At 73.6% G+C, this 22,098-nt stretch carries 16 protein-coding genes; 10 read left to right on the top strand and 6 right to left on the bottom strand.

Annotated elements, in window-relative coordinates; all coding sequences use genetic code 11:
- Positions 1–61: 61 nt before the first annotated feature.
- On the bottom strand, positions 62–571 hold the full coding sequence (locus AB0924_RS15575) for an N-acetyltransferase (RefSeq protein WP_366911652.1): 510 nt from the start codon (positions 569–571) through the stop codon (positions 62–64).
- Positions 572–693: 122 nt separating this feature from the next.
- A complete protein-coding gene (locus AB0924_RS15570) occupies positions 694–1,866 on the bottom strand; it encodes a S1 family peptidase (RefSeq protein ID WP_358934089.1) in 1,173 nt (390 codons plus the stop codon).
- Between the two features lie 351 nt (positions 1,867–2,217).
- On the opposite strand from AB0924_RS15570, the gene AB0924_RS15565 reads away from it, so the two are divergent.
- Complete coding sequence (locus AB0924_RS15565) at positions 2,218–3,027, top strand: SGNH/GDSL hydrolase family protein (protein ID WP_358934087.1); 810 nt, start codon at positions 2,218–2,220, stop codon at positions 3,025–3,027.
- Positions 3,028–3,045: 18 nt separating this feature from the next.
- Here AB0924_RS15565 and AB0924_RS15560 read toward each other — a convergent pair whose 3' ends face one another.
- Positions 3,046–4,002 (bottom strand): hypothetical protein, encoded by a 957-nt coding sequence (locus tag AB0924_RS15560; RefSeq protein WP_358934085.1) that lies wholly within the window; start codon positions 4,000–4,002, stop codon positions 3,046–3,048.
- Between the two features lie 102 nt (positions 4,003–4,104).
- Here AB0924_RS15560 and AB0924_RS15555 point away from each other — a divergent pair, with 102 nt between their 5' ends.
- Positions 4,105–4,641 (top strand): isochorismatase family cysteine hydrolase, encoded by a 537-nt coding sequence (locus AB0924_RS15555; RefSeq protein ID WP_366911651.1) that lies wholly within the window; start codon positions 4,105–4,107, stop codon positions 4,639–4,641.
- Positions 4,642–4,656: 15 nt separating this feature from the next.
- Here the strand turns inward: AB0924_RS15555 and AB0924_RS15550 are convergent, their stop codons facing one another.
- Positions 4,657–5,376, bottom strand: a complete 720-nt coding sequence (locus AB0924_RS15550; protein WP_366911650.1) for an FAD binding domain-containing protein — start codon at positions 5,374–5,376, stop codon at positions 4,657–4,659.
- Between the two features lie 448 nt (positions 5,377–5,824).
- On the opposite strand from AB0924_RS15550, the gene AB0924_RS15545 reads away from it, so the two are divergent.
- From AB0924_RS15545 to AB0924_RS15520, 6 genes are all read left to right on the top strand, one after another.
- The gene (locus tag AB0924_RS15545) at positions 5,825–8,431 is read left to right on the top strand and encodes a Pls/PosA family non-ribosomal peptide synthetase (protein WP_366911649.1); all 2,607 of its coding nucleotides are present in this window, start codon (positions 5,825–5,827) and stop codon (positions 8,429–8,431) included.
- A 13-nt stretch (positions 8,432–8,444) separates the two neighbouring features.
- Positions 8,445–11,708 (top strand): amino acid adenylation domain-containing protein, encoded by a 3,264-nt coding sequence (locus tag AB0924_RS15540; RefSeq protein ID WP_366911648.1) that lies wholly within the window; start codon positions 8,445–8,447, stop codon positions 11,706–11,708.
- Between the two features lie 41 nt (positions 11,709–11,749).
- On the top strand, positions 11,750–12,760 hold the full coding sequence (locus AB0924_RS15535; protein ID WP_366911647.1) for a TauD/TfdA family dioxygenase: 1,011 nt from the start codon (positions 11,750–11,752) through the stop codon (positions 12,758–12,760).
- Positions 12,757–13,827, top strand: coding sequence for a 2,3-diaminopropionate biosynthesis protein SbnB (gene sbnB / locus AB0924_RS15530; protein WP_366911646.1), 1,071 nt, complete (start codon positions 12,757–12,759; stop codon positions 13,825–13,827). Before AB0924_RS15535 ends, sbnB begins: the two co-directional genes overlap by 4 nt.
- A 32-nt stretch (positions 13,828–13,859) precedes the next feature.
- On the top strand, positions 13,860–14,897 hold the full coding sequence (gene sbnA, locus AB0924_RS15525) for a 2,3-diaminopropionate biosynthesis protein SbnA (RefSeq protein WP_366911645.1): 1,038 nt from the start codon (positions 13,860–13,862) through the stop codon (positions 14,895–14,897).
- Between the two features lie 78 nt (positions 14,898–14,975).
- Positions 14,976–16,205: an FAD-dependent oxidoreductase gene (locus AB0924_RS15520; protein ID WP_366911707.1), complete on the top strand. Its 1,230-nt coding sequence runs from the start codon at positions 14,976–14,978 to the stop codon at positions 16,203–16,205.
- A gap of 44 nt (positions 16,206–16,249) precedes the next feature.
- Here the strand turns inward: AB0924_RS15520 and AB0924_RS15515 are convergent, their stop codons facing one another.
- Positions 16,250–16,681 (bottom strand): hypothetical protein, encoded by a 432-nt coding sequence (locus AB0924_RS15515; RefSeq protein WP_366911644.1) that lies wholly within the window; start codon positions 16,679–16,681, stop codon positions 16,250–16,252.
- Between the two features lie 104 nt (positions 16,682–16,785).
- Between AB0924_RS15515 and AB0924_RS15510 the strand changes: the two genes are divergently transcribed.
- Complete coding sequence (locus tag AB0924_RS15510) at positions 16,786–20,007, top strand: BTAD domain-containing putative transcriptional regulator (protein WP_366911643.1); 3,222 nt, start codon at positions 16,786–16,788, stop codon at positions 20,005–20,007.
- A 69-nt stretch (positions 20,008–20,076) separates the two neighbouring features.
- Positions 20,077–21,489 (top strand): FAD-binding oxidoreductase, encoded by a 1,413-nt coding sequence (locus AB0924_RS15505; protein WP_358934064.1) that lies wholly within the window; start codon positions 20,077–20,079, stop codon positions 21,487–21,489.
- A 33-nt stretch (positions 21,490–21,522) separates the two neighbouring features.
- Here the strand turns inward: AB0924_RS15505 and AB0924_RS15500 are convergent, their stop codons facing one another.
- A complete protein-coding gene (locus AB0924_RS15500) occupies positions 21,523–22,089 on the bottom strand; it encodes a hypothetical protein (protein WP_366911642.1) in 567 nt (188 codons plus the stop codon).
- Positions 22,090–22,098 lie beyond the last annotated feature (9 nt).

Here is a 22,098-nt window from a genome sequence, read left to right as displayed (position 1 = left end):
GCCGGGCGTCCCGGACGACCCGGCCGCGCGGGACGGCGATGCCCCGCGCGGCCGGGTCGTCTCAGATGCCGAACGGCTCGGCGTACCGCACGGTTCCCGCGGGCAGCGGGCTGCCGGCGTCCAGCGCGAGGGCCATCACGGCCTCGTCGGGTACGTCGATCGTGAGACGGATGCCGTGGGCGGAGGCGCGGACGAAGCCGAAGCGCGGGTAGTACTCCGGATGTCCGAGGACCACGACGTGGCGCTCGCCCAGGTTCCCGGCGGCCCGGAGCGCGGCGCGCACGGCCGCCGATCCCGCGCCGGCGCGCTGGTGCTCGGGGCGTACGGCGACGGGGCCGAGACACAGGGCCGGAACGTCACCGATGTGGCACCGGGTCAGCAGCGCGTGGCCGGCCGGTGTGCCGTCCGTCCCGGTGCTGACCCAGGACAGCCCGTCGATCCAGGCGGGGTCGGCGCGCAGGGCGTCGACGAGGCCGGCCTCCAGCGGGGTGTCGAAGGCGGCGAGGTGGATCTCGCGGACGGCGGCCGCGTCGGCGGCGGTCTCGGGGCGGGTGGTCCAGGTGTCGCGCATGGTGGGTGGAGATCCGTTCCGCGGTGGTGTCGTCACGCGGACGCTCTCGCCGCCCCAGGGTGCCGGGGTCGCGGGTGGGGGTTCCGCGCCGGGCGCGGAACCCCCTGAGCCGCCGCGTGCGGTCAGTAGGTGTGCAGGGTCAGACCGTACCGGCCCAGGATCTCGTTGACCGGCTGGAACCAGGTCTCGCCGCCGCTGGAGCAGTTGCCCCAGCCGCCGGAGGTGACGCCCTGTGCCTGGTCGCCCGTGATGAAGGAGCCGCCCGAGTCACCGGGTTCGGCGCAAGCGCTGGTCTTGGTGAGCTGGTGCACCGCGCCCTGGCTGTAGTTGACGGTCTCGTTCAGCGCGAGCACCGTGCCGCAGTGCCAGTGCGAGGTGGAACCCGAACGGCAGATCGAGGAGCCGACGGGGGCCACGTTCGAGCCGCGTACGAGCTGGTCCGGCACCGTGCCCCAGCCGAGCACCACCGGCACCGTCCACCAGCCGCTGCCGACGCTGACCCAGGCGTAGTCGTTGTCCGGGAAGGAGGAGCCCTGGAAGGTGCCGATGTAGGAGTGGTCCCAGCCGCTGACCCCGGCGCCGGGCCGCCCGCAGTGCCCGGCGGTGACGAAGCCGCCGTACACCGAGAAGCCGATGGAGCAGCGGACGTTGCCGGTGTAATACGGGTCGCCGCCCACCGTGCCGGCGGCGAGGGTCCTCGGGGCCGCGGAGGCCTCGACGGTGACGGGCCCGGTCCGGCGGGCTTGGGCCAGGAAGCGCCGGACATCGTTGTCGGCACGTTCGCCGCGTACGACGTCCACGACGACCGTGCCGGCCTTCGGATCGACATGCCAGCCGCTGATCCCCGAGGGTGCGGTCAGCCGGTCGATGCGCGCCTTGGCCGCGTCCAGCTGCCGGGCGCTGTGCTCGGCGGTGCGGACGGTGGCGCCGGATCGCTCGATCGCCCGGCGGGTGGCGGCCGGGGCGTTCCGGGTGAGCGCCACGGTCAGGCGCCCGCTCGGGGCGTCGAACCAGGAGCCCGCGTAGGCGGCGCCGGCCGTGCGGCGTGCCTTGGGGTCGAGGGCGGCGGCGGTCTTCTCGGCGGCGAGCCGGGCCACCGCCTGGGTTCGGGTCAGGCCGAGGTCGCGCCGCATGGCGGTGACGATCCCGTCGGAGGCGGGCTCGGCGGATCGTGCGGTAGTGGCGGGTCCGGCCGCGGAGCCGGTCGCGGAGGCGGGGAAGGTGCCGGCCGCGCTCAGTCCGCCGAGGACGAGGAGTGCGGACAGGGCGGCATGCGCAAGTCTGGTGCGTCTCATGGGGGTTGCCCTTCGTCGTTCCAGGAGTGGGGGTGGAACAGCCGATGTCTGAGAGCGCTCTCATGCGTGGCGGGGCAGAGCTTAGTCCCGGTTCGTAGGTCAGGTCCATGCCAATGCAAGGGGCAATTCAACGATGTAAGCGGCGGCCGGGACGCCGCCGGGCGGGTGACGGCTCATCGGGTGAACTCCGCCGGGGGACGGCACGTCACCGCGGTGCCCGCGTCCGGCCCGCGCTCCTGCCGTCACGGGGCGTCCCCGGACCCGCCACGCGCGGCGGCATCCGTCAACTCGACCGGTCCGCACGGGCGTCCAGAGCGGGCGGGGCCGGCCGGGGCGGGATAGAGGAGAGTCATGAGAAAGTCCCGAATAACGCCCTGGGCGGCCGCCCTGCTCCTCGCGGCCGCCTGCACCCTCGCCGGTCCCGCGGCCACGGCGGCGGCACCCGGCATCGCGGCCACGGGCTACGTGGCCCTCGGTGACTCCTACTCGGCGGGGGTCGGAGCCGGCAGCTACCTCACCGCCGCGCCGCGCTGCCTGCGCAGCAGCCTGTCCTTCCCGGCCCTGTGGGCCGCGGCCCACTCCCCCTCGTCGTTCAGCTTCACCGCCTGCGACGGCGCCAAGACCGGCGACGTGCTGAACAAGCAGCTCGGCCCGCTCGGCCCGCGCACCGGTCTGGTCACCGTCACGGCAGGCGGCCGGGACGCGGGCTTCACCAGCGTGATGGCGGCCTGCGTGCTGGGCGGCAGCGGCACGTGCCTGTCCGCCGTGGCCAAGGCCCGCTCCGCCACGGACGAGACGCTGCCGGGCGACCTCGACCGTCTCTACTCGGCCATCCGCGGCAAGGCGCCCGCCGCCCGCGTCGTCGTGCTCGGCTATCCGCGCCTGTACCAGTTGCACGGCAGTTGCTCGGGCGGCCTGCCGGACACCGAGCGGGCCGCGCTCAACGAGGCCTCGGACCACCTCAACCAGGTGCTCGCCGCGCACGCCGCCGCCCACGGCTTCACCTTCGTCGACGTACGGACCGTCTTCGACGGGCACGGGATCTGCTCGGCCGAACCCTGGCTGCACAGCGTCGACTGGCTGGATCTCGGCGAGTCCTACCACCCGACGGCGGCCGGGCACTCCCTCGGCTATCTCCCCCTGCTCACCGACGCTCTCTGAGACGATGGCCGGTGCCGGTCACATACCGGCCGTCGCCTTGCGCCGCGCCTGCTCGAACTCCTGCACCGGATCACCGCCGGCCTGCCAGGGCCAGGCGGTGACGGTGCCGTCGAGCAGCTCGAAGACCGCACGGGCCTCCACCCGCCGGTCGGCGGCCAGCAGCGCGTAGGCGAGGACATTGAGATCGGCCGGGGCCGCGGCGTGGGTCAGGAACCCCGGCCGCACCCAGGTGTCGACGACCCGGTCGAGGGCCTGGGCCGCCATCGCCTGGGACCAGTGGTTGCGCGCCACCAGCGCCTCGAATCCGCCCCGGTCGAGCACGGCCTGGTACTGCTGCACCTGCGCGGTGAGTTCCGTCCCCGCGCAGGGGGCGTTCGCGGGCATTCGGGCCCGCAGGGTGTCCACGAACTCCAGGACCTGGATGCGTGATCCGGCCTCCTCCGGGCTCAGATAGCCCAGCATGCTCAGGTAGGCCTCACGGTTCCAGCGGTCGCGCGCGAGCACCTCGTTCCACACCCCGAACACCCGGGGCTGCGCCCAGCGTTCCACGCGTGCCACCGCCAGCAGGGCGACCCAGGGGGTGGGATCCTCCGGCGCGAGTCCGGCGGCCCGCAGACAGCGGTCCACGGTGCCGGCCGCGTCGTCCAGGCTCCCCCGCGTCCGGGCGTGGGCGACCTCGGTCCAGGCGTGCAGGACGAGTGCGTTCGCGTCGCGCGGCTCGCGCGCCGCCCAGGACCGCGCCAGATGCGATCCGGCCAGGAAACCACCCAGCACACTCATGCGGTGCGTACGGCGGTCCCAGTCGCCGGGCTCCTGGGCCAGGAGCCGGGACAGCTGGGCGGCGCACAGGTCCGTCGTCGCGATCGTTCCGGTCCTCGTGGTCGCCAGCAGCGACTTCAGCAGCCTGCCCAGGTCCTGGTCGCCGAGCTCCGGCGCCAGGCGTGCCCCTCGGCGGCGACGCGATAGAAAAGCCATGGCCGGAGGCTAGAACGGCAGGTGGATAACGCAAGGTGTTCGCCGAGATCGTTATCTGTCACCGACCGGTTGGCGGCCGCCGCGGAGTGGAACCCTGCCGACATGGGCAAGACCGCGCTGATCGTCATCGACATGATCAACACCTATGACCACAAGGACGCCGATCTGCTGCTCCCCTCGGTGACCTCCGTCGTTCCCGTGCTGACCGGCCTCCTGGAACGGGCCCGGCAGAAGGACGTGCCGGTGATCTACGTGAACGACAACTTCGGCGAGTGGCGCTCCCACCACGGCGAACTGCTGGAGCACGCGCTGGCCGGCCCGCACGCCGAACTCGTCGAGCCGTTGCGGCCCGACCGGAGCTCCCTGTTCGTGGTGAAGGCCCGCCACTCGATCTTCTTCGACACCCCGCTGACGTACCTGCTCCACCAGCAGGGGACCGAGCGGCTCGTACTGTCCGGCCAGGTCACCGAGCAGTGCGTGCTCTACTCGTCCCTCGACGCCCACATCCGGCATTTCGACGTGGTGATCCCCCGGGACGCGGTGGCGCACATCCACGCGGATCTGGCGGAGGCGGCACTGCGCATGATGGAGCGGAACATGGGGGCCCAGGTGTGCGACAGCCGGGAGCTGTGGGCCTGACGCGGCGCGTACCCCTCAGCGCCCCTCCGGCCGCTCCAGGAGGCCCACCACCTGCTCCCGGACGGCTTCCCAGGCCACCGGCGGCAGGCCGCCCAGGGACGTGGCACGCAGCAGGCCGAGCGTGTCCTCGGCGCCGGAGCCGCCGTGGACGTCCTCGCCGAGCACGTCGTAGCCGGTCCGCACGGCGACGCGGAGGCGCGGGCCCCTCTCGCCGTCGTGCAGCGCCGAGGCGACGACCAGGGGCGGCGACCCGCCGTCCACGCCGTGGAACTTGCGGTACGCGGCGGCGACCGGCTCCCGCCAGTGGACGCCGAGCAGCACCCCGCGTCCGGCCGCCGCGTCCGCGAGGCCGGTCTCGCGGACGCCGTCCGGGCCCAGCACCCTGGCGCGGGCGCCGAGCACGAGCGCGGGCGGGAGCAGACAGCGCAGGGTGCTGCCCACCAGGTTGCCGCCGACCGTGGCCGTCCGGCGCACGGCTCCGGTGCCCACCGAGGCGGCGGCGCGGCGCAGCACGTCCGGCACCCGGTCGTCCAGGCGGGCGAGGACCACGGCGGCGCCCAGCGCCTCCCGGCCGATCACATTGGCCTCAGGCAGTTCCCGCAGGGACATGGCCCGCGCGGGGAAGCCGTCCCGCTGCCAGGCGGCCCACACCAGGGTGGCCCCGCCGACCGGTACGGCCCCTTCGGCCAGGCACTCCTGCGCTTCGGACACGGATGTGGGCAGACGCAGCAGCACGGTGGCCGACCTGCCTTCCTGGGGGCGACTGGGCAGCCGGCGTGGCGGGCTCCCGGTGTCCCGGTGTCCCGCGCTCCGGCACGGCGGAGTCTGCTCGACCCCGCGGGGGCGCGTACAGGGCTCACACGGGCGTGCGCGGTTGGCCGGACGGGCGTGGACGGCTTCGCCGGGCGCTCCGGGCACCGCCGGTCGGGTGATCCCCTGCGCGGCCCCGGGCCGCCGGAGACCCGGAGAAATCCCGGCATCCAGGTCATTCGTAATAAACATGACCAAGGCCGCGAAGTGGCAGCCTCACGGTGATCGACCGAAACTGAAGCTGGCGGTTCGTGATCAGGAATGACACGCCAAGAACCTCCGACGGCCCGGTCGGGCCACTTCCCGGTCCTCTCGGACCGCGGGCCGGCCGTGCTCCGCCGTCGGCTGCCCCTAAAGCCCTGCAGGAGATCGAATGGTGGAACAGTCCTCCGAGGTCCAGATAGCAGGACCGGACGAAGGCACCATCACCAGTCGGAACGACGCGGGTCCGGCGGGAGCGGACACCGAGAGGGAACTCGCCGTCGCGCTCGCCGACGTCGTGGGCGCCCCGCACGTACCGGTGGACGGGCACTTCTTCACCGACCTCGGCGCCAACTCCCTGGTAATGGCCCAGTTCTGCGCCCGGGTCAGGAAGAGAGCCGACCTGCCGTCCCCTTCCATGAAGGACATCTACCGCTACCCCACGATCCGGAGCCTGGCAGCGGCCCTCTGCGAAACCGCTCCCGAGCCCGCCTCGTCCGTCCCTGCCGCCGCCGTATCACCGGCCGCGTCACCGGCCGCTCCGCCGGAACGGGTACCGCGCACGAGCAGCCGTAACCATTTCCTGTGCGGTTTCTCCCAGTTGGTGATCTTCCTGACGTACTCCCTGGTCGCCGGGTTCATCACGGACCGCGGGTACCAGTGGATCGCGGCCGGCTCGGGAGCGGCCGACATCTATGTGCGGTCGCTGCTGTTCGGCGGCATCGGGTTCATCGCCCTGTGCGTGTTCCCCGTCGCCGCCAAGTGGGTGCTCGTAGGCCGCTGGAAGCCGGGCGAGTTCCCGCTCTGGGGCCCCCGTTACCTCCGCTTCTGGCTCCTGAAGGTGCTGCTGCACGCCAACCCGATGATCCTCTTCGTCGGGAACCCGCTGTACGTGCTGTACCTGCGGGCCCTGGGCGCACGGATCGGCAAGGGTGTCACGATCCTCTCCCGCTCCGTGCCGGTCTGCACCGACCTGGTGACGATCGGCGCCGGAACCGTGATCCGCAAGGACGCGTTCCTCCTCGGCTACCGGGCCCACTCCGGGCACATCCAGACCGGCCCGATCACCCTCGGCCGGGGCGCGTTCGTCGGCGAGAAGACCGTCCTGGACATCGACACGTCGATGGGCGACGACAGCCAGCTCGGCCACTCCTCGGCGCTGCACCGCGGCCAGGCGGTCCCGGACGGCGAGCGCTGGCACGGCTCCCCGGCGGAGCGCGGCGGCACCGACTACGTACGCGTCGAGCCGGCCGCGTGCGGGACCGTGCGCCGCGCCTGGTTCGGGTTCATGACGCTGGCCCAGCTCTTCCTCTTGTACATCCCCCTGGCCGTGGGCGGCATGTACATGCTGTTCACCGAGGTCCCGGCGCTCGGCAAGCGGCTGGACCCGCAGACGGCGTCGCTGTCGCGGGCCGAGCTGATCCCCGACGCGCTGCTGCTGTCCCTCGTCCTGTTCGGCGGCTTCGTGGTGGGCGGGCCGCTGGTGCTGTACACCGTGCCGCGCCTGCTGAATCTCGTGGTCAGGCCCGACCGGGTGTACCCGCTCTACGGATTCCACTACGCGGTGCACCGGGCGACGGCCCGGATGACGAACATCAGGTTCTTCGCCTGGCTGTTCGGCGACAGCTCCTACATCGTGCACTACCTGCGCGGGCTCGGTTACGACCTGTCGCACGTCGAGCAGACGGGCTCGAACTTCGGCACCGAGGTGCAGCACGAGACGCCGTTCCTGGTGTCCGTGGGCAGCGGCACCATGGTGGCCGACGGACTCTCCGTGGTGAACGCGGACTACTCCAGCACGTCGTTCCGCCTCTCCCGGGCGTCGATCGGGGCGCGAAACTTCCTCGGTAACAACATCGCGTACCCCGCCGGGGGCCGGACGGGAGAGAACTGCCTTCTGGCGACGAAGGTGATGGTGCCCCTCGACGGGGAGGTCAGGGAGGGCGTCGGGCTGCTCGGTTCGCCGTGCTTCGAGATTCCCCGGACGGTGGAGCGGGACGCGCGGTTCGACGACCTGAGGACCGGCGAGACACTGCGCCGGCGGCTGGCGGCGAAGAACCGCTACAACCTGCGCTCGATGGGCGTGATGCTGTTCGCCAGGTGGGTGCACACCTTCGGGCTGGCGCTGTTCGCCCTCGTCTCGGTGGACCTGTACGGCGCCGCCGGGCAGGCGGTCATCGGCCTCTATCTGGCGGTCACACTGCTCTTCACCACGCTCTACCACGTGCTGGTGGAACGCCTGATCATGCGATTCCGCCGGCTGCGCCCCCAGCTGTACTCCATCTACGACCCCTTGTTCTGGCGGCACGAGCGCCTGTGGAAGGTTCCGGACCGCCATCTCAACATCTTCAACGGCACCCCCTTCAAGAGCCTCGCCTGGCGCCTGATGGGCGTGCGCATCGGGCGGCGGGTGTTCGACGACGGCTGCTACCTGACGGAGCGGACCCTCACCGTCATCGGCGACGACTGCACGCTGAACGCCGGGAGCAAGATCCAGTGCCACTCGCAGGAGGACGGCACCTTCAAGTCCGAGGGCACCACCCTCGGGGACGGCTGCACGCTGGGCGTCGGCGCCCATGTGCACTACGGCGTGACGGTGGGTGACGGCGCGGTTCTGGCGGCCGACTCCTTCCTGATGAAGGGCGAGGAGGTCCCGCCGCACGCCCGGTGGGGCGGCAACCCCGCCGTGGACATGCCCGAGGCCGCCGGCCGGCCCGGTGACGGCGACCTGGCGGCACCCCCGTGCCCGGCCGGCGCCACTTCGGTGACGGTGAGTTGAGGAAGGCCATTCGATGAGAACGCGCATGGATGCGGACCAGGAGTTCTGGAGCCGGGTGCTGACCGCCGGCGGGGCCACCGCGGTGCCGCGATGGGTGCGAGAGCCGGTGCCGGGCTCGGCGGAGCACGAGGCACCCGTACCGGACGACGTCGCCGGGGCGGTGCACGGCCTCGCCGAGCGGTGCGGGGCGTCGGCCGGGGCGCTGCTCCTGGCGGCGCACGCCAAGGTGCTGGCCGCCCTCTCCGGCGAACAGGACGTGGTGACGGGGTACGCCGCCGGCGCGCGCGGAGAGCCGCTGCCCTGCCGTCTCACCGTCCCCCCGGGATCCTGGCGGGACCTGGTGTCCGCCGCCCGCCGGGCCGAGGCGGAGGTACGGGAGCACCGGGAGTTCCCGGTGGCGGAACTGCGCCGGGAACTGGGGCTGACCGAGCCGTCGTACGAGGCCGTGCTCGGGCCCCCGGACGCCGGGGACGGGTTCGCCGACGAGGGTGTGCTGCAGGTGCGCTGGTCCGACCGGGGCGGGCGGCCGGTGCTGCGCCTGCGGTACCGCACCGACGTGCTGGACGCCGCCTGCGCGGAGCGGATCGCCGGCTACCACCTGACGGCGCTGCGGCTGATGACGGCCGACGTGGACGCCGAGCACGCGCGGCAGAGCCTGCTGGGCGACGACGAGGTGCGTGAGCAGCTCGAAGGGTTCGCCGGGCCGCACCGGCCGCTGCCGGACGCGCGGGCGCACGAACTGTTCGAGCGGCGGGCGCGGGAGCATCCGCGGGCCGTCGCGGCGGTGCGGGGCGACCGGGAGTGGACCTACGGCGAGCTCAACGCGCGCGCCAACCGGCTGGCACACGCCCTGCTGGCCCGCGGGGTCGGCCGCGAGGACGTGGTCGCCGTGGTCACCGAGCGCGACCTCGACTGGCTGGCCGCGACCCTGGCGGTGTTCAAGGCGGGGGGCGTGTACCTGCCGATCGAGCCGCACTTCCCCGCCGGCCGGATCGCGGCGACCCTGTCCCGCGCCGGCTGCCGGCTGGTGCTGACCGAGTCCGGCAGCACCGGCACCCTCGACGAGGCGCTCGCCACGCTGACGGACACCGCGAAGCTGCTGGTCGAGGAGGCCTACGCGGAGTCGCACGCCGACGACGACCCCGGAGTGCGGGTCGACGCCGGACAGCTCGCCTACATCTACTTCACCTCCGGCTCCACCGGCGAGCCGAAGGGAGCCATGTGCGAGCACGCCGGGATGCTCAACCACCTCTTCGCCAAGATCGACGACCTGGGGATCGGCGAGGGCTCGGTGGTGGCGCAGACCGCTCCGCAGTGCTTCGACATCTCGCTGTGGCAACTGGTGTCCGCGCTGCTGGTGGGCGGACGGACGCTGCTGGTCCCGCAGGACGTGATCGTGGACGTGGAGCGGTTCGTCGACACGCTGGCCGGAGGCCGGGTCACCGTGGCGCAGGTCGTGCCCTCGTATTTGGAGGTCGTGGTCGCGTATCTGGAGCGGCACCCCCGGGCCCTTCCCGATCTGCGCCGTGTGTCGGTGACCGGTGAGGCGCTGAAACGGGAGCTGGTCCAGCGGTGGTTCGCGAGCCGGCCGGACATCGGGCTGGTCAACGCCTACGGCCTGACGGAGACCTCGGACGACACCAACCACGAGGTCATGGACCGGGTGCCCGAGCGGGTGCTGCTGGGCCGCGCGGTCAACAACGTCCGCGTCCTCGTCGTGGACGAACGGCTGGCACTGGTGCCGACGGGCGCCCCGGGACTGATCGCGTTCTCCGGCGTCTGTGTGGGCCGGGGGTACGTCAACGACCCGGAGCGCACCCGGGAGGCGTACCGCGAGGATCCGTACCGGCCGGGTGAGCGGCTCTATCTGGGCGGTGACTGGGGGCGCTGGCACCCGGACGGCAAGCTGGAGTTCCTGGGCCGCCGGGACAACCAGGTCAAGATCCGCGGCTTCCGGATCGAGATCGGCGAGATCGAGAACACGCTGCTGCGGGTGCCGGGGGTGCGGGACGCCGCGGTGGTCGTCGCCGAGCAGGGCGGCGGGAGCAAGCACCTGATCGCCTACTACACGGGTGAGCCACAGCCGGTGGAGACGCTGCGTGAGTCGCTGGGTGGCGTGCTGCCCGGCTACATGGTCCCGTCGGCCTTCCATGTGCGGCCGGAACTGCCGCTGACCGCCAACGGCAAGATCGACCGCAAGGCGCTCACCGCGCTGGCAGAGCAGACGCCGGAGCCCGTGGCGGGCGACCGCGCCGCGGAGCGGGACGGTGCCCCGCTCACCCCGACCGAGCGGAAACTGGCGGCCGCCTGGGCCGAGTTGCTCGGCGTGCCCGAGCACCGGATCGGCCGGACCGACCACTTCTTCGACTCCGGCGGCACCTCTCTGACGGCGGTCCGGCTCACCCTCGCGCTCGACCGCGCGGTGTCCTTGAAGGACATCACCCGGCACCCGGTCCTCGGTGACCTCGCGGCCCTGCTCGACGGCGCGGGCCGGCAGCGCACCGAACTGCTCCAGCCGCTGTCGCGGGCGGCCGGTACCGCGGAGTGCGCCCTGATCTGCTTCCCCTACGCGGGCGGCAACGCCGTCAACTACCAGCCGATGGCGAGTGTGCTGGCGGGCAGCGGCCTGCCGGTCCTCGCGGTCGACCTGCCCGGCCACGACCTGTCCGACCGACCCGAGCCGTTCGCGCCGATCACGGGGGTGGCGGAGCGGGTCGCCGACGAGATCGCCGCGCGCGGTCTGACCCGGGTCATGATCTGGGGCCACTCGTCGGGCGCCGCGCCGGCCGTGGAGACGGCCAGACGGCTCGAGGAGCGCGGGGTGGACGTGACCCGGGTGTTCCTCGGCGCGCAACTGCTCGGCACCGCCGACGAGCGGCGGGCCGCCGCCGAGGAGCTGACCGGCCGGAGCGACGCCGAGATCGCCGCCCGGCTGACCTCGGACAGCGGCTACACCGAACTCGCGGAGCTGAACGACCGGCACGCCGGGCACATCGGTGCCGCCTACCGGCACGACTGCGTGTCCGCGCACCGCTACTTCCGCGACGCGCTGCGGAACCCGCCGGCGGCACGGCTGGCCGCCCCGGTCACCGTGGTCGTCGCCGCGGACGACCCGCACACCGCCGGGCACACCGACCGCCACCGGGACTGGCTGCTGCTGGCCGGCCACGTGGAGCTGCACGAACTCCCCGACGGCGGCCACTACTTCCCGCGCACGCGGCCGGACGAGGCGGCGCGAGCCGTCCTGACCGCCGTGGCGCCCCTGGCCCCTTCCTGAACCTCGCCGAGCCCGCAGCCGGGCAACGAAAGGAATTCGAGATGTCCTCCTCACCTCTGGCCACCTCGCTCGACGTGGAGCCCCGGCCGGACAGTCCCGCCCTGGTGCGCGTCGACTCCCCCGGTGACGCGGCGAGTTGGGCGGCCGAGCACCGCGAGTCGCTGCGCGCGCGGGTCACCGAGCACGGGGCCCTCCTGGTCCGCGGCCTGCGACTGCGGGACGCGGACGAGGCCGGTGCCGTCTTCGCGAAGCTGGCCGGTGCCGGTGCCCTCATGACGGAGCGGGAGGCTTTCGCCCCCCGGGAGCCCCTCGGTCCGGGGCTGTACTCCTCGACGGCCTGGCCGGCCAACCAGCCGATGTGCATGCACCACGAGCTGAGTTACACGCTGGAGGTGCCCGGCCTGATGCTGTTCGCGTGTCTGACCGCGCCCCAAGAGGGTGGCGCGACGGCCGTGGCCGACGCCGAAGAAGTGCTCAGGGCGCTGCCCGCCGGTCTGGCCGAACGGTTCGAGCGCGAGGGCTGGCTGCTGACCCGCAGCTACAACGACGAGATCGGGGCCTCGCTCGCGGAGTCGTTCGGCACCGAGGACCGCGACGAGATCGAACGCTACTGCCGTTCGCACGCCATCGACTTCCACTGGCAGCCTGACGGCTCGCTGCGCACCCAGCAGCGCCGCAGCGCCGTGGTGCGGCACCCGCTGACCGGCAGGCGCTGCTGGTTCAACCAGATCGCGTTCCTCAACGAGTGGACCCTCGCCCCGGAGGTGCGCGAGTACCTGGTGGACGAGTACGGCGCGGACGGCCTGCCGTTCAACACCCGCTACGGCGACGGCGCCCCGATCGGCGAGGACGTCGTCCAGTTGCTCAACACGACGTACGAGAAACACACCAGGCGCGAGCCCTGGCAGGCCGGTGACCTGCTGCTGGTGGACAACATCCGCACCGCGCACAGCAGGGAGCCCTTCACCGGTGAGCGGCAGGTGGTGGTCGGCATGGCCGAGCCGCGGCGCCTGGCCGACGGCTGCCCGACCTCGGAGGCGAGTGAGCGATGACCCATCTTCTGTCGACCGGGACCCAGCCGGCCACACCCGTCCCGGCCACCGTGCCGACGTTCGCGGTGATCTCCGGCGAACAGGTGCAGCAGGCGCTCGGCGGCCGCGAGAAGCAGCTCGTGGAGCTGGTCGAGGCGACCTACCGGCTGCACGGCGCCGGGGACTCGGTGAACCCGCCGTCGTACTTCCTGCGCTTCCCCGACCGGCCCACCTCCCGGATCATCGCGCTGCCGGCCTCCATCGGCGGCTCGGTGCACGTGGACGGCGTGAAGTGGATCTCCAGCTTCCCGGAGAACGTGAGCGCCGGGCTGCCCCGGGCCTCCGCGGTGCTCATCCTCAACGACCACGACACGGGCTACCCGTTCGCGTGCATGGAGAGCTCCATCATCAGCGCCACCAGGACCGCGGCCTCCGCCGCGCTGGCGGCCGACTGGCTGACCCGCACCCGTGCCCGCCCCACCCGCGTGGGCTTCTTCGGCACCGGCCTGATCGCCCGGTACATCCACACCTTCCTGGCCGGCACCGGCTGGGCGTTCGACTCGATCGGCGTGCACGACGTGTCCCCCGACAGCGCGGCCGGCTTCAGCGGCTATCTGCGCGGGACCGGCACCGCGGCGCGGGTCACCGTCCACGACAGCGCCGAGGCGCTCGTCCGCTCCAGCGACCTCGTGGTCTTCGCCACCGTCGCCGGCCGACCGCACGTCACGTCGCCGGCCTGGTTCGACCACAACCCCGTGGTGCTGCACGTGTCGCTGCGCGACCTCGCCCCCGAGATCCTGCTCGGCGCGGCCAACTTCGTCGACGACGTCGAGCACTGCCTGAAGGCCGACACCTCCCCCCACCTGGTCGAACAGCGCACCGGCGACCGTGACTTCCTCAACGGCACCCTCAACGACGTGATGCTGGGGCGGGCCGCGCCGCCGCCGGACCAGCCGGTGATCTTCTCGCCCTTCGGTCTCGGCGTGCTCGATCTCGCCGTCGGAAAGTACGTCTACGACGAAGTGGCCCGGGCGGGGAACCTCCGCCTCGTCGACGACTTCTTCCACGACCTGCGTCGGTACGGCTGAGGCCGTCCTCAGCCGGGACCAGGAGGCCCGCCGTGCCCGTCATTTCCTCCCCCAACGCCTTCAACGAAGGCAACCTCTTCGTCGACCTGGAGTCGATCTTCGGGTGCCCCCTCTACCTGAAATGCGAGGGTTTCAACTTCGCCGGCTCCATCAAGCTGAAGGCCGCGAACGAGATGGTGGAGAGCGCCGAGCGGGACGGGGTCCTGAAGCGGGACTCCATCCTCGTGGAGTCCTCCTCGGGGAACCTGGGCGTGGCGCTCAGCATGATCGCCGCGAGCAAGGGTTACCGGTTCCTGTGTGTCACGGACGCCCGCTGCAACCTGTCGACCAGGCTGCTGATGGAGGCCCTGGGCAGTCAGGTGCACGTGGTGGCCGACCTGGACGCCAACGGCGGCTTCCTCGGCACCCGGCTGGAGTACGTCCGCTCGCTGTGCGAGTCCGACGACCGGTACGTGTGGCTGAGCCAGTACACCAACGCGGGTAACTGGCGGGCCCACTACCGGACCACCGGGCCGGAGATCGCCAGCTACTTCCCGCGCCTGGACGTGCTGTTCGTCGGCGCGGGCACCACCGGAACCCTGATGGGCTGTGCCCGCTTCTTCCGGCAGTGGCACCGCCCGGTGCGGATCGTCGCGGTGGACAGCGTGGGCTCGGTGGCCTTCGGCGGGGAGCCGGGCCGCCGGATGATCCCCGGCCTGGGCATGAGCATGCGCCCGCCCCTGCTGGACGAGTCCTACGTGGACGAGGTGATCCGGGTGGAGGAGGCCGACACCATCCGCACCTGTCACCGCATGGCCAGGCGCGGCTTCCTGTTCGGCGGTTCCACCGGCACGGTGGTCAGCGGGGCGACCGACTGGCTCGCCGAGCACGACACCGGTGGCACCACCGCGGTGGCCATCGCGCCCGACCTCGGCGAGCGCTACCTCGACACCATCTACCAGACCAACTGGCTGCAGGATCTGTACGGCGAGCACATCCTGGACACGGTCGAGGAACCGGTCCAGGTGGACGGCGGCTCCCGGGAGGTGGACTCCGCCGGCCGCTCGCCGGGGCGCCGCCGGAGGCGGTAGGGCGCCCCTACGCCCCCGTCTAGGAGTACAGTATTCATCAGTCGATGAATTATTGTTCTCCGGAGAGGCGGGGGCATGATGGAGCGGACCACGTGCTGTGTGGTGGGAGGCGGTCCCGCCGGCATGGTGCTCGCCCTGCTGCTGGCGCGGGCGGGTGTCGAGGTGACGGTGCTGGAGAAGCACGGCGACTTCCTCCGTGACTTCCGCGGCGACACCGTGCACCCCTCGACCCTGGCGCTGCTGGACGACCTGGGGCTGGCCGGGCGCTTCGCCCGGCTGCCGCAGCGCAGGGTGCGTACCGTGCAACTCCCCCTGGGTGACGGGCGTTCGCCGGTGACGGTCGCCGACCTCTCGGTGCTGCGCGGCCCGTACAACTACGTGGCGATGGTCCCCCAGTGGGACCTGCTCGACCTGCTGGCGGCCGAGGCCCGGCGCGAGGCCTCCTTCCACCTGCGGATGAACACCGAGGCGACGGCCCTGCTGACCGAGGGCGGCCGGGTGACCGGGGTGCGCTACCGCACCTCCGACGGCCGCACCGGCGAACTGCGCGCCGTGCTCACCGTCGCCTGCGACGGCCGTGGCTCCCTGGCACGCGGCCGGCCCGAGCTGGGCCTGCGCCGCTTCGGCTGCCCGATGGACGCCTGGTGGTTCCGGCTGCCGCGCCGGGAGAGCGACCCGAGCGGGCTGGTGGGTGGCACGGGTAACCGATTCCTCACCGCGATGATCGACCGCGGAGACTACTGGCAGTGCGCCGCGCTCATCCGCAAGGGCACCGACCGCCGGCGCCGGGCGGCCGGCCTGGACCGGTTCCGGGCCGACTTCGGCGCCGCCGTGCCCTGGATCGCGGACCGCACCGGACGGATCGGCTCATGGGACGAGGTCCGGCTCCTCGACGTACGCCTGGACCGGCTGCGCCGCTGGCACCGGCCGGGACTGCTGTGCATCGGCGACGCCGCGCACGCGATGTCCCCGGTCTTCGGCATCGGCATCAACCTCGCCGTCGAGGACGCCGTGGCCGCCGCGCGGTATCTGGCCGCGCCGCTGCGGCGCGGGACCGTGGGGCTGCGCGACGTCCGCAGGGTGCAGCGCCGGCGCCGCCCCACCACGGTCGTCACCCAGGCGCTGCAGCGGGCGGCCCACGCCCGGTTCGTCGCCCCGGTGCTGGAGGGGCGGCCACCGCTCGGGAGCGCGGCACGCGCCCGGCGCCTCGCCGCGCTGGTCACCGGATCGCGGCTCGGCCGGCTCCCGGCGTACTTCATCGGATACGGCGCGCTGCGGGAGCGCCCGCCGAAGGCGGCGGTCCGGTAGCCGCCGTCCGCGGACGGTCCCGCCGCACCGCGGGCCGCCGGACGTCAGATCCGGCCGCCGGTGAAGCGGGTGATCGGCCCCTGGGTGCGGCGGCCCGAGCGGCGGCCAGCCGCGTAGGACGCGACGCCCACCGCGGTCACGCCGGCGCTCACGCCCGCGGCCACGATCTTGCGGTGGGCGAGGACCGTCCACGCGGTCGTGGCCACCGTGGCGACCCGGCCCGAGGCCACGACGGCGGCCCGCCGCCCCGCTTCGACGCCCTTGGCCGCCGCGCTCACCGTGCCGACCACGCCGTCGGCGGCGCGCCCGGTCGCCTTCTTCGCCGCTGACGCGCCGTCACCGGCCGCCTCCTCGGCCTTCTTCGCCGCGCCGGAGGCCGGCGCGGTCGCCTTGGCGGCGGTGCGACGGGCCGCCGAGGCGGCCGTGCGCTTCTTGTCCTGCGTCTGCTGGCTCGTGCCCTTGGTCGGTTCACTCATGGAATGCGGCTTGCCCCTCCCGGAGCCCGCAAACGTGGCCGGACGCCCGGCCGGTGCGGGGGTGGGTCCGCCCACCGGGCGGTAGCCTGCTCGTGAGGACAGTCATGGCCGATGAGGTGCGTATCCGGCTCCTCGGCGGTTTCGCCGTGGCGGTCGAGGACCGCCCGGTCGCCCCCGGGGCGTGGCGGCTGCGCAAGGCCCGGACCCTGCTCAAACTGCTCTGCCTGGCGCCGGGCCACCGGCTGCACCGGGAACGGCTCTACGACCTCCTGTGGCCGGACCTCGACATCACGGCCGCCTCGAACAACCTCCACCAGGTGCTGCACGCCGTGCGGCGCGCGCTTGCCTCCGCCGGGGCGCGGGACGAGATCGTCGTGCTGCGCGACGACATGGTGCTGCTCGGGCCGGACGGCGCAGTCCACGTCGACCTGGACGGCCTCGACGAGGCGATCCGGCGGGCCGCGTCCGGCGGCACGGCGGCGGACTGCCGTGCCGCGCTCGCCCTCGCCGACGCCGAACTGCTGCCCGAGGACCGCTACGAGACCTGGGTGGCCGAGGCGGCCGGCTCGCTGGAGACCCGGCTCACGGCCGTCCGGCTGGGGCTGGCCGAGGCGCTGGAGCGCGATCACCGTACGGCCGAGGCGGTGGACGTACTGCGGGCCCTGGTCGCCCGGGACCCCCTGGACGAGCCGGGGCTGCGGGCCCTGATGCGGACGCTGGCCGAGTCCGGGCGGCGCGGGGAGGCCCTGGCGGCGTACGAGCGGCTGCGCGACACGCTCCACCGGGACACCGGTGCCGATCCCGACCCGCAGACCCGCCGCCTCTACCGGGCCCTGCTGGCCGACTCGGTGGATCCCGGCGAGCGGCCGGCGGACGGCCGGCGGGGCAGGCTGCCGAGACCGGCGACCGAGCTCGTCGGACGGGAGCGGGAGATCGCCGAGGTGCGGCGGCTGCTCGGGCGCGGTGGGCTGCTCACCCTCACCGGGGCCGGCGGCTGCGGCAAGACCCGGCTGGCGCTCGCCGTGGCGGACCGCAGCGGCGACGGATTCCGGGACGGGGCGTGGTTCGTGGACCTCGCCGCGCTGACGGAGCCGGACCTGGTCCCCGAGGCCGTCGCCGCCGTGCTCGGCCTGCAGCTCCCGCCGTCCGGCGGGGCCCGGGAAGCACTGCTGGGCCAGCTCGGCGGCCGGCGGACGCTGCTGGTCCTGGACAACTGCGAGCACCTGGTCGACGCGTGTGCCGCCCTGGTCTCGCAGATCATCGCCCGCTGCCCGGGGGTCGCGGTGCTCGCCACCAGCCGGGAGCCGCTGCGCAGTTACGGTGAGCGCACCTTCCGGGTGCCGTCCCTCGGGCTGCCGGATCCACGGCGGCTGCCGCCCGTCGGGGAACTGGCCCGCTTCGCCTCCGTACGGCTGTTCGTGGACCGGGCCGCCGACGCGGCGCCGGGCTTCCGGCTGACCGCGCGGAACGCGGCGGCCGTGGCGCAGATCTGCTTCAGGCTCGACGGAATGCCCCTGGCCCTGGAACTGGCCGCGGCCCGGGTGCACTTGCTGGCCCCGGACCAGATCGCCGAACGGCTCGACGACGCGCTCGCCCTGCTCAGCCGGGGCAGCCGGCACGGCGTGACCCGGCAGCAGACGCTGCTGGCCACCCTGGAGTGGAGCCACCGGCTCCTCGACGGCGAGGAGCAGTGCCTGTTCCGCAGGCTGGCGGTCTTCGCGGGCGGGTTCTCGCTCGCGGCGGCCGAGGACGTCTGCGCGGACGGCGTGCCGGCCGGCTCGGTGCTGGACCTCCTCGGCCGGCTGGCCGACAAGTCCCTGGTGTGCGTGGAAGCCGGCCCGCGCGAGGCCCGGTACCGGCTGCTGGAGACGATCCGGCAGTACGCCGCCGAACTCCTGCGCGCCAGCGGGGAAGCGGCCGGGGTCGAGGCCCGGCACCGGCGGTTCTATCTGCGGCTCGCCGAGGCACGGGACCGTGAGCCGGCCGCCGGGGCCGCCGGTGCGACCTCTCTGGAGCTGGAGGCGGACTACGGCAATCTCCGGGCCGCCCTGCGCTCGTTCCTGCGCCACCGGCCGGAGAGCGGGCTGCGCCTGGCGGTGGCCCTGCGCTCGTTCTGGCCCGAGCGCGGGCGGCTCGCCGAGGGCGGGCGCTGGCTCGACGACGCGCTGGCCGCCGCCCCGGAGCCCACACCGCAGCGGGCGAAGGCCCTGATGGGCCGGGCCGTGCTGGCGATCCGGCTCGGTGACGGCACTCCGCTGGAGGACATCGCCACCGAGATCGTCGGCATCCAGCAGCGGCAGCCGGACCGGTCGGCCCTGGCGTACGCCTGCTACCAGCAGGCGATCCTGCTGTGGATGCGCGGCGCGTGGGCGCGGGGGCGCGCCGCCCTCGACCGGGCGCGCGCCCTCGCGCAGGGGGCCGGTGAGCCGTCGGTCCTCGCCGCCGTCGCACATCTGGACTGCGTCCGGGCCGCCTGTCGCGGTGAGGGTGCGACGGCTCGCGCCGCCTGCTCGGAGAGTCTGCGGCTGCTCGACGAGGTCGCGACGGCGACCGGTCCCTTCTTCCCGGTCATGACACCGGGCTACGTGGTGGAGGGCGTCGGCCGCGGTCAGGTGTCGGTCCTCTTCGAGGAGACCGTGCTCACCGGCCGCACGGTCGGCCCGGCCCGGGCCCGCGGGTACGCCCTGACGACACTCGCGTGGGCCGCCCGGCTGGAAGGGGACACGGACGCCGCCACGGCGGCGGCGGAGAGCGGCGCCGACCGCTTCCGCGCGCTCGGCGACCGGCACGGGGAGTCCATGGCCCTCAACGTGCTCGGGAACATCCACCGCGGCACGGGCGGCCACGATGTGGCGCGCAAGCACCTGGAGACGGCGCTGGCCATGAGACGCCGGCTCGGCGACCGCCGGGAGGAGGGCATCACGCTCGGCTGCCTGGGCCTGCTGGAGCTGGCCGCCGGTGACACCGGGAGCGCACGGGCCACCTTCGAGACGGTGCTCGCCGATTTCCAGGAGGCGGACGACCGTCCCGGCACCACCAACAGCCTGCTGCACCTCGGGCTCGTGGCCCGGGCCGCGGGAGACCGGCAGCGGGCGCGCGCCCTGCTCACCCGTGCCCGGAGCCTGGAGCAGGTCGCCGGGTCGGTGCCCGCCGCCGGCTGGGTCGAGCTGATGCTGGCGGATCTGCTCCGGCAGCGGGGCGAGGAAGACGCGGCCGTCGCGGCGGCCGCCCGAGCCGAAACGCAGTTCACCCGCCTGGGCGACCGGCGGGGCCTCGCCGCGCTGCGGCGGCCGGTGCCGCCGGCGGCGGGTCAAAGCGGTTGCTGAGTGGATGCTAAGAGGCGCTGCCTACGGTCACGGGTGTCAGCACAAGCACTCGTGACCGAGGAGCCGACCATGTCGATCGACACGGCACAGGGCGTCCTGGGAGACGCCACCATCGCCGAACTCCAGGCAGGCCTGCGCGGCACCGTCGTCCGCCCCGGCGACGCCGACTACGACGAGGCGCGTGCGGTCTGGAACGCCGCGCACGACAAGCGCCCTGCGCTCGTCGTGCGCTGCGCCGGCACCGCCGACGTGATCCGGGCCGTCGAGTTCGCCCGGAGCCAGGACCTGCTCGTCGCCGTGCGCGGCGGCGCCCACAGCATCGCCGGGTTCTCCACCTGCGACGGCGGCATCGTCATCGACCTGTCGCCGATGAAGGGGGCCGTCGTCGATCCGGTGCGCCGGCGGGTCGTCGCCCAGGCGGGCATGACGTGGGGCGACCTCGACCACGAGACGCAGGCCTTCGGCCTCGCCGTGACCGGCGGCCTGGTCTCCTCCACCGGCATCTCCGGGTTCACGCTCGGCGGCGGGGTGGGCTGGCTGGTGCGCCGCCACGGGCTGGCCTCCGACAATCTGACGGCGGCCGAGGTCGTCACCGCCGACGGCCGCGTGGTCCGCGCGGACTCCGAGCAGAACTCCGAGCTGTTCTGGGCGCTGCGCGGGGGCGGCGGCAACTTCGGCGTCGTCACCTCGCTCGAGTACCGGCTGCACCCGGTCGGGCCCCAGATCCTGGGCGGGCTGATCTTCTACCCCCTGGACCAGGCCCGGCAGGTGGTCACCGGCTGGCGCGACCTGACCCGTTCCATGCCCGACGAGCTGACCACCATGGCCGTCCTGACGACGGCGCCCCCGGTGCCGTTCCTGCCACCGGAGGCGCACGGCAGCCGCGTCGTGGTGCTGGCCGGCTGTTACGCGGGCGACCCGGCGGCCGGCGAGACGGCCGTCGGCCCGCTGCGCACCCTGGGCACACCCATCGCCGACCTCATGGGCCCGATGCCGTACACGGGCATGCAGTCCCTGCTCGACCCGATGTGGACGCCCGGCGCCCACAACTACTTCACGTCGGCGTTCGTCGAGCCGTCCGACGACGCCCTCGACGCGGTGCTGCGGCACCACCTCACTACGCCCACGCCGTTCAGCGAGGTGCATCTGCACCAGCTCGGTGGAGCCTTCGCCCGGGTCCCGGCCGGGGCCACGGCGTTCAGCCGGCGCTCGCCGGGCGTGCTGTGCAACGTGATCGCGCGCTCGCCCGACGGGGCGGACTTCGACGCGCATGTCGCCTGGGCCCGCGAGACCCGTGAGGACATCGCGCGGCACGGCGACGGCTCGATGTACGTGAACTTCACCGGGGACGCCGCCGAGGACCGGGTGCGGGCCTCGTACCCGGGCGCGGTGCACGAGCGGCTGGTGCGGGTGAAGGACGCCTACGACCCGACCAACCTGTTCCGTCTCAACCAGAACATCCGCCCCTCGGCGGCGGCCTGACCGGGCCGGAGCGGCGCGCCGGGCGTGGGTCTCTCACCCGCCCGGCGCGTCGCGCCGCTCCGGCGCGCGGGCCGCCGCCTCGGCGCGCCCCACCCTGGCCATCAGGCGGTCCCGCCTGCTGGGCCACCAGGCCAGATCCAGCGCCACCAGGACGACCACCAGCCACGACACCAGGGCCTCCCGCGCCGTCCCGGCCACGGTGTCGTACCCGGCGAAGGCCAGCGCCACCATGGCCACCAGCACCATCACCCACCGGCGGAGCCGGTCGCGCTCCGCTGTGACGCGCAGCGCCTCGGCGTACCGGACGACGTCGGGTGCGAGCCGAGGGTCCGGTACGGTCTCCCCACGCCGGGTGGCCCGTACCACCGCCGCCCGGTCCGCCGGGCCGAGGTCCGCGCCGGCCGGCCAGACCCCGCTCATCCGCCGTGCGGCGCGCACGCCGTGCAGCGGGGTGAGCACCAGGAGGACGATGGCGGCGGCGGCCCAGGCTCCGGACTCGACGAGGACGAACAGGCCGAAGAAGACACCCGCGGCCAGTCCGGCGCCCAGCGCCCTGCGCACCGGGCCCCCTTGCCACACCCAGCCGGGAACGAGAAGCACCCGCCCATG

It is taken from the genome of Streptomyces sp. NPDC047869, assembly GCF_040704065.1.
GTDB lineage: Bacteria > Actinomycetota > Actinomycetes > Streptomycetales > Streptomycetaceae > Streptomyces.
The sequence above is the reverse complement of the archived record's forward strand: the minus strand, read 5'-3'. Positions and strand labels throughout refer to the sequence as shown.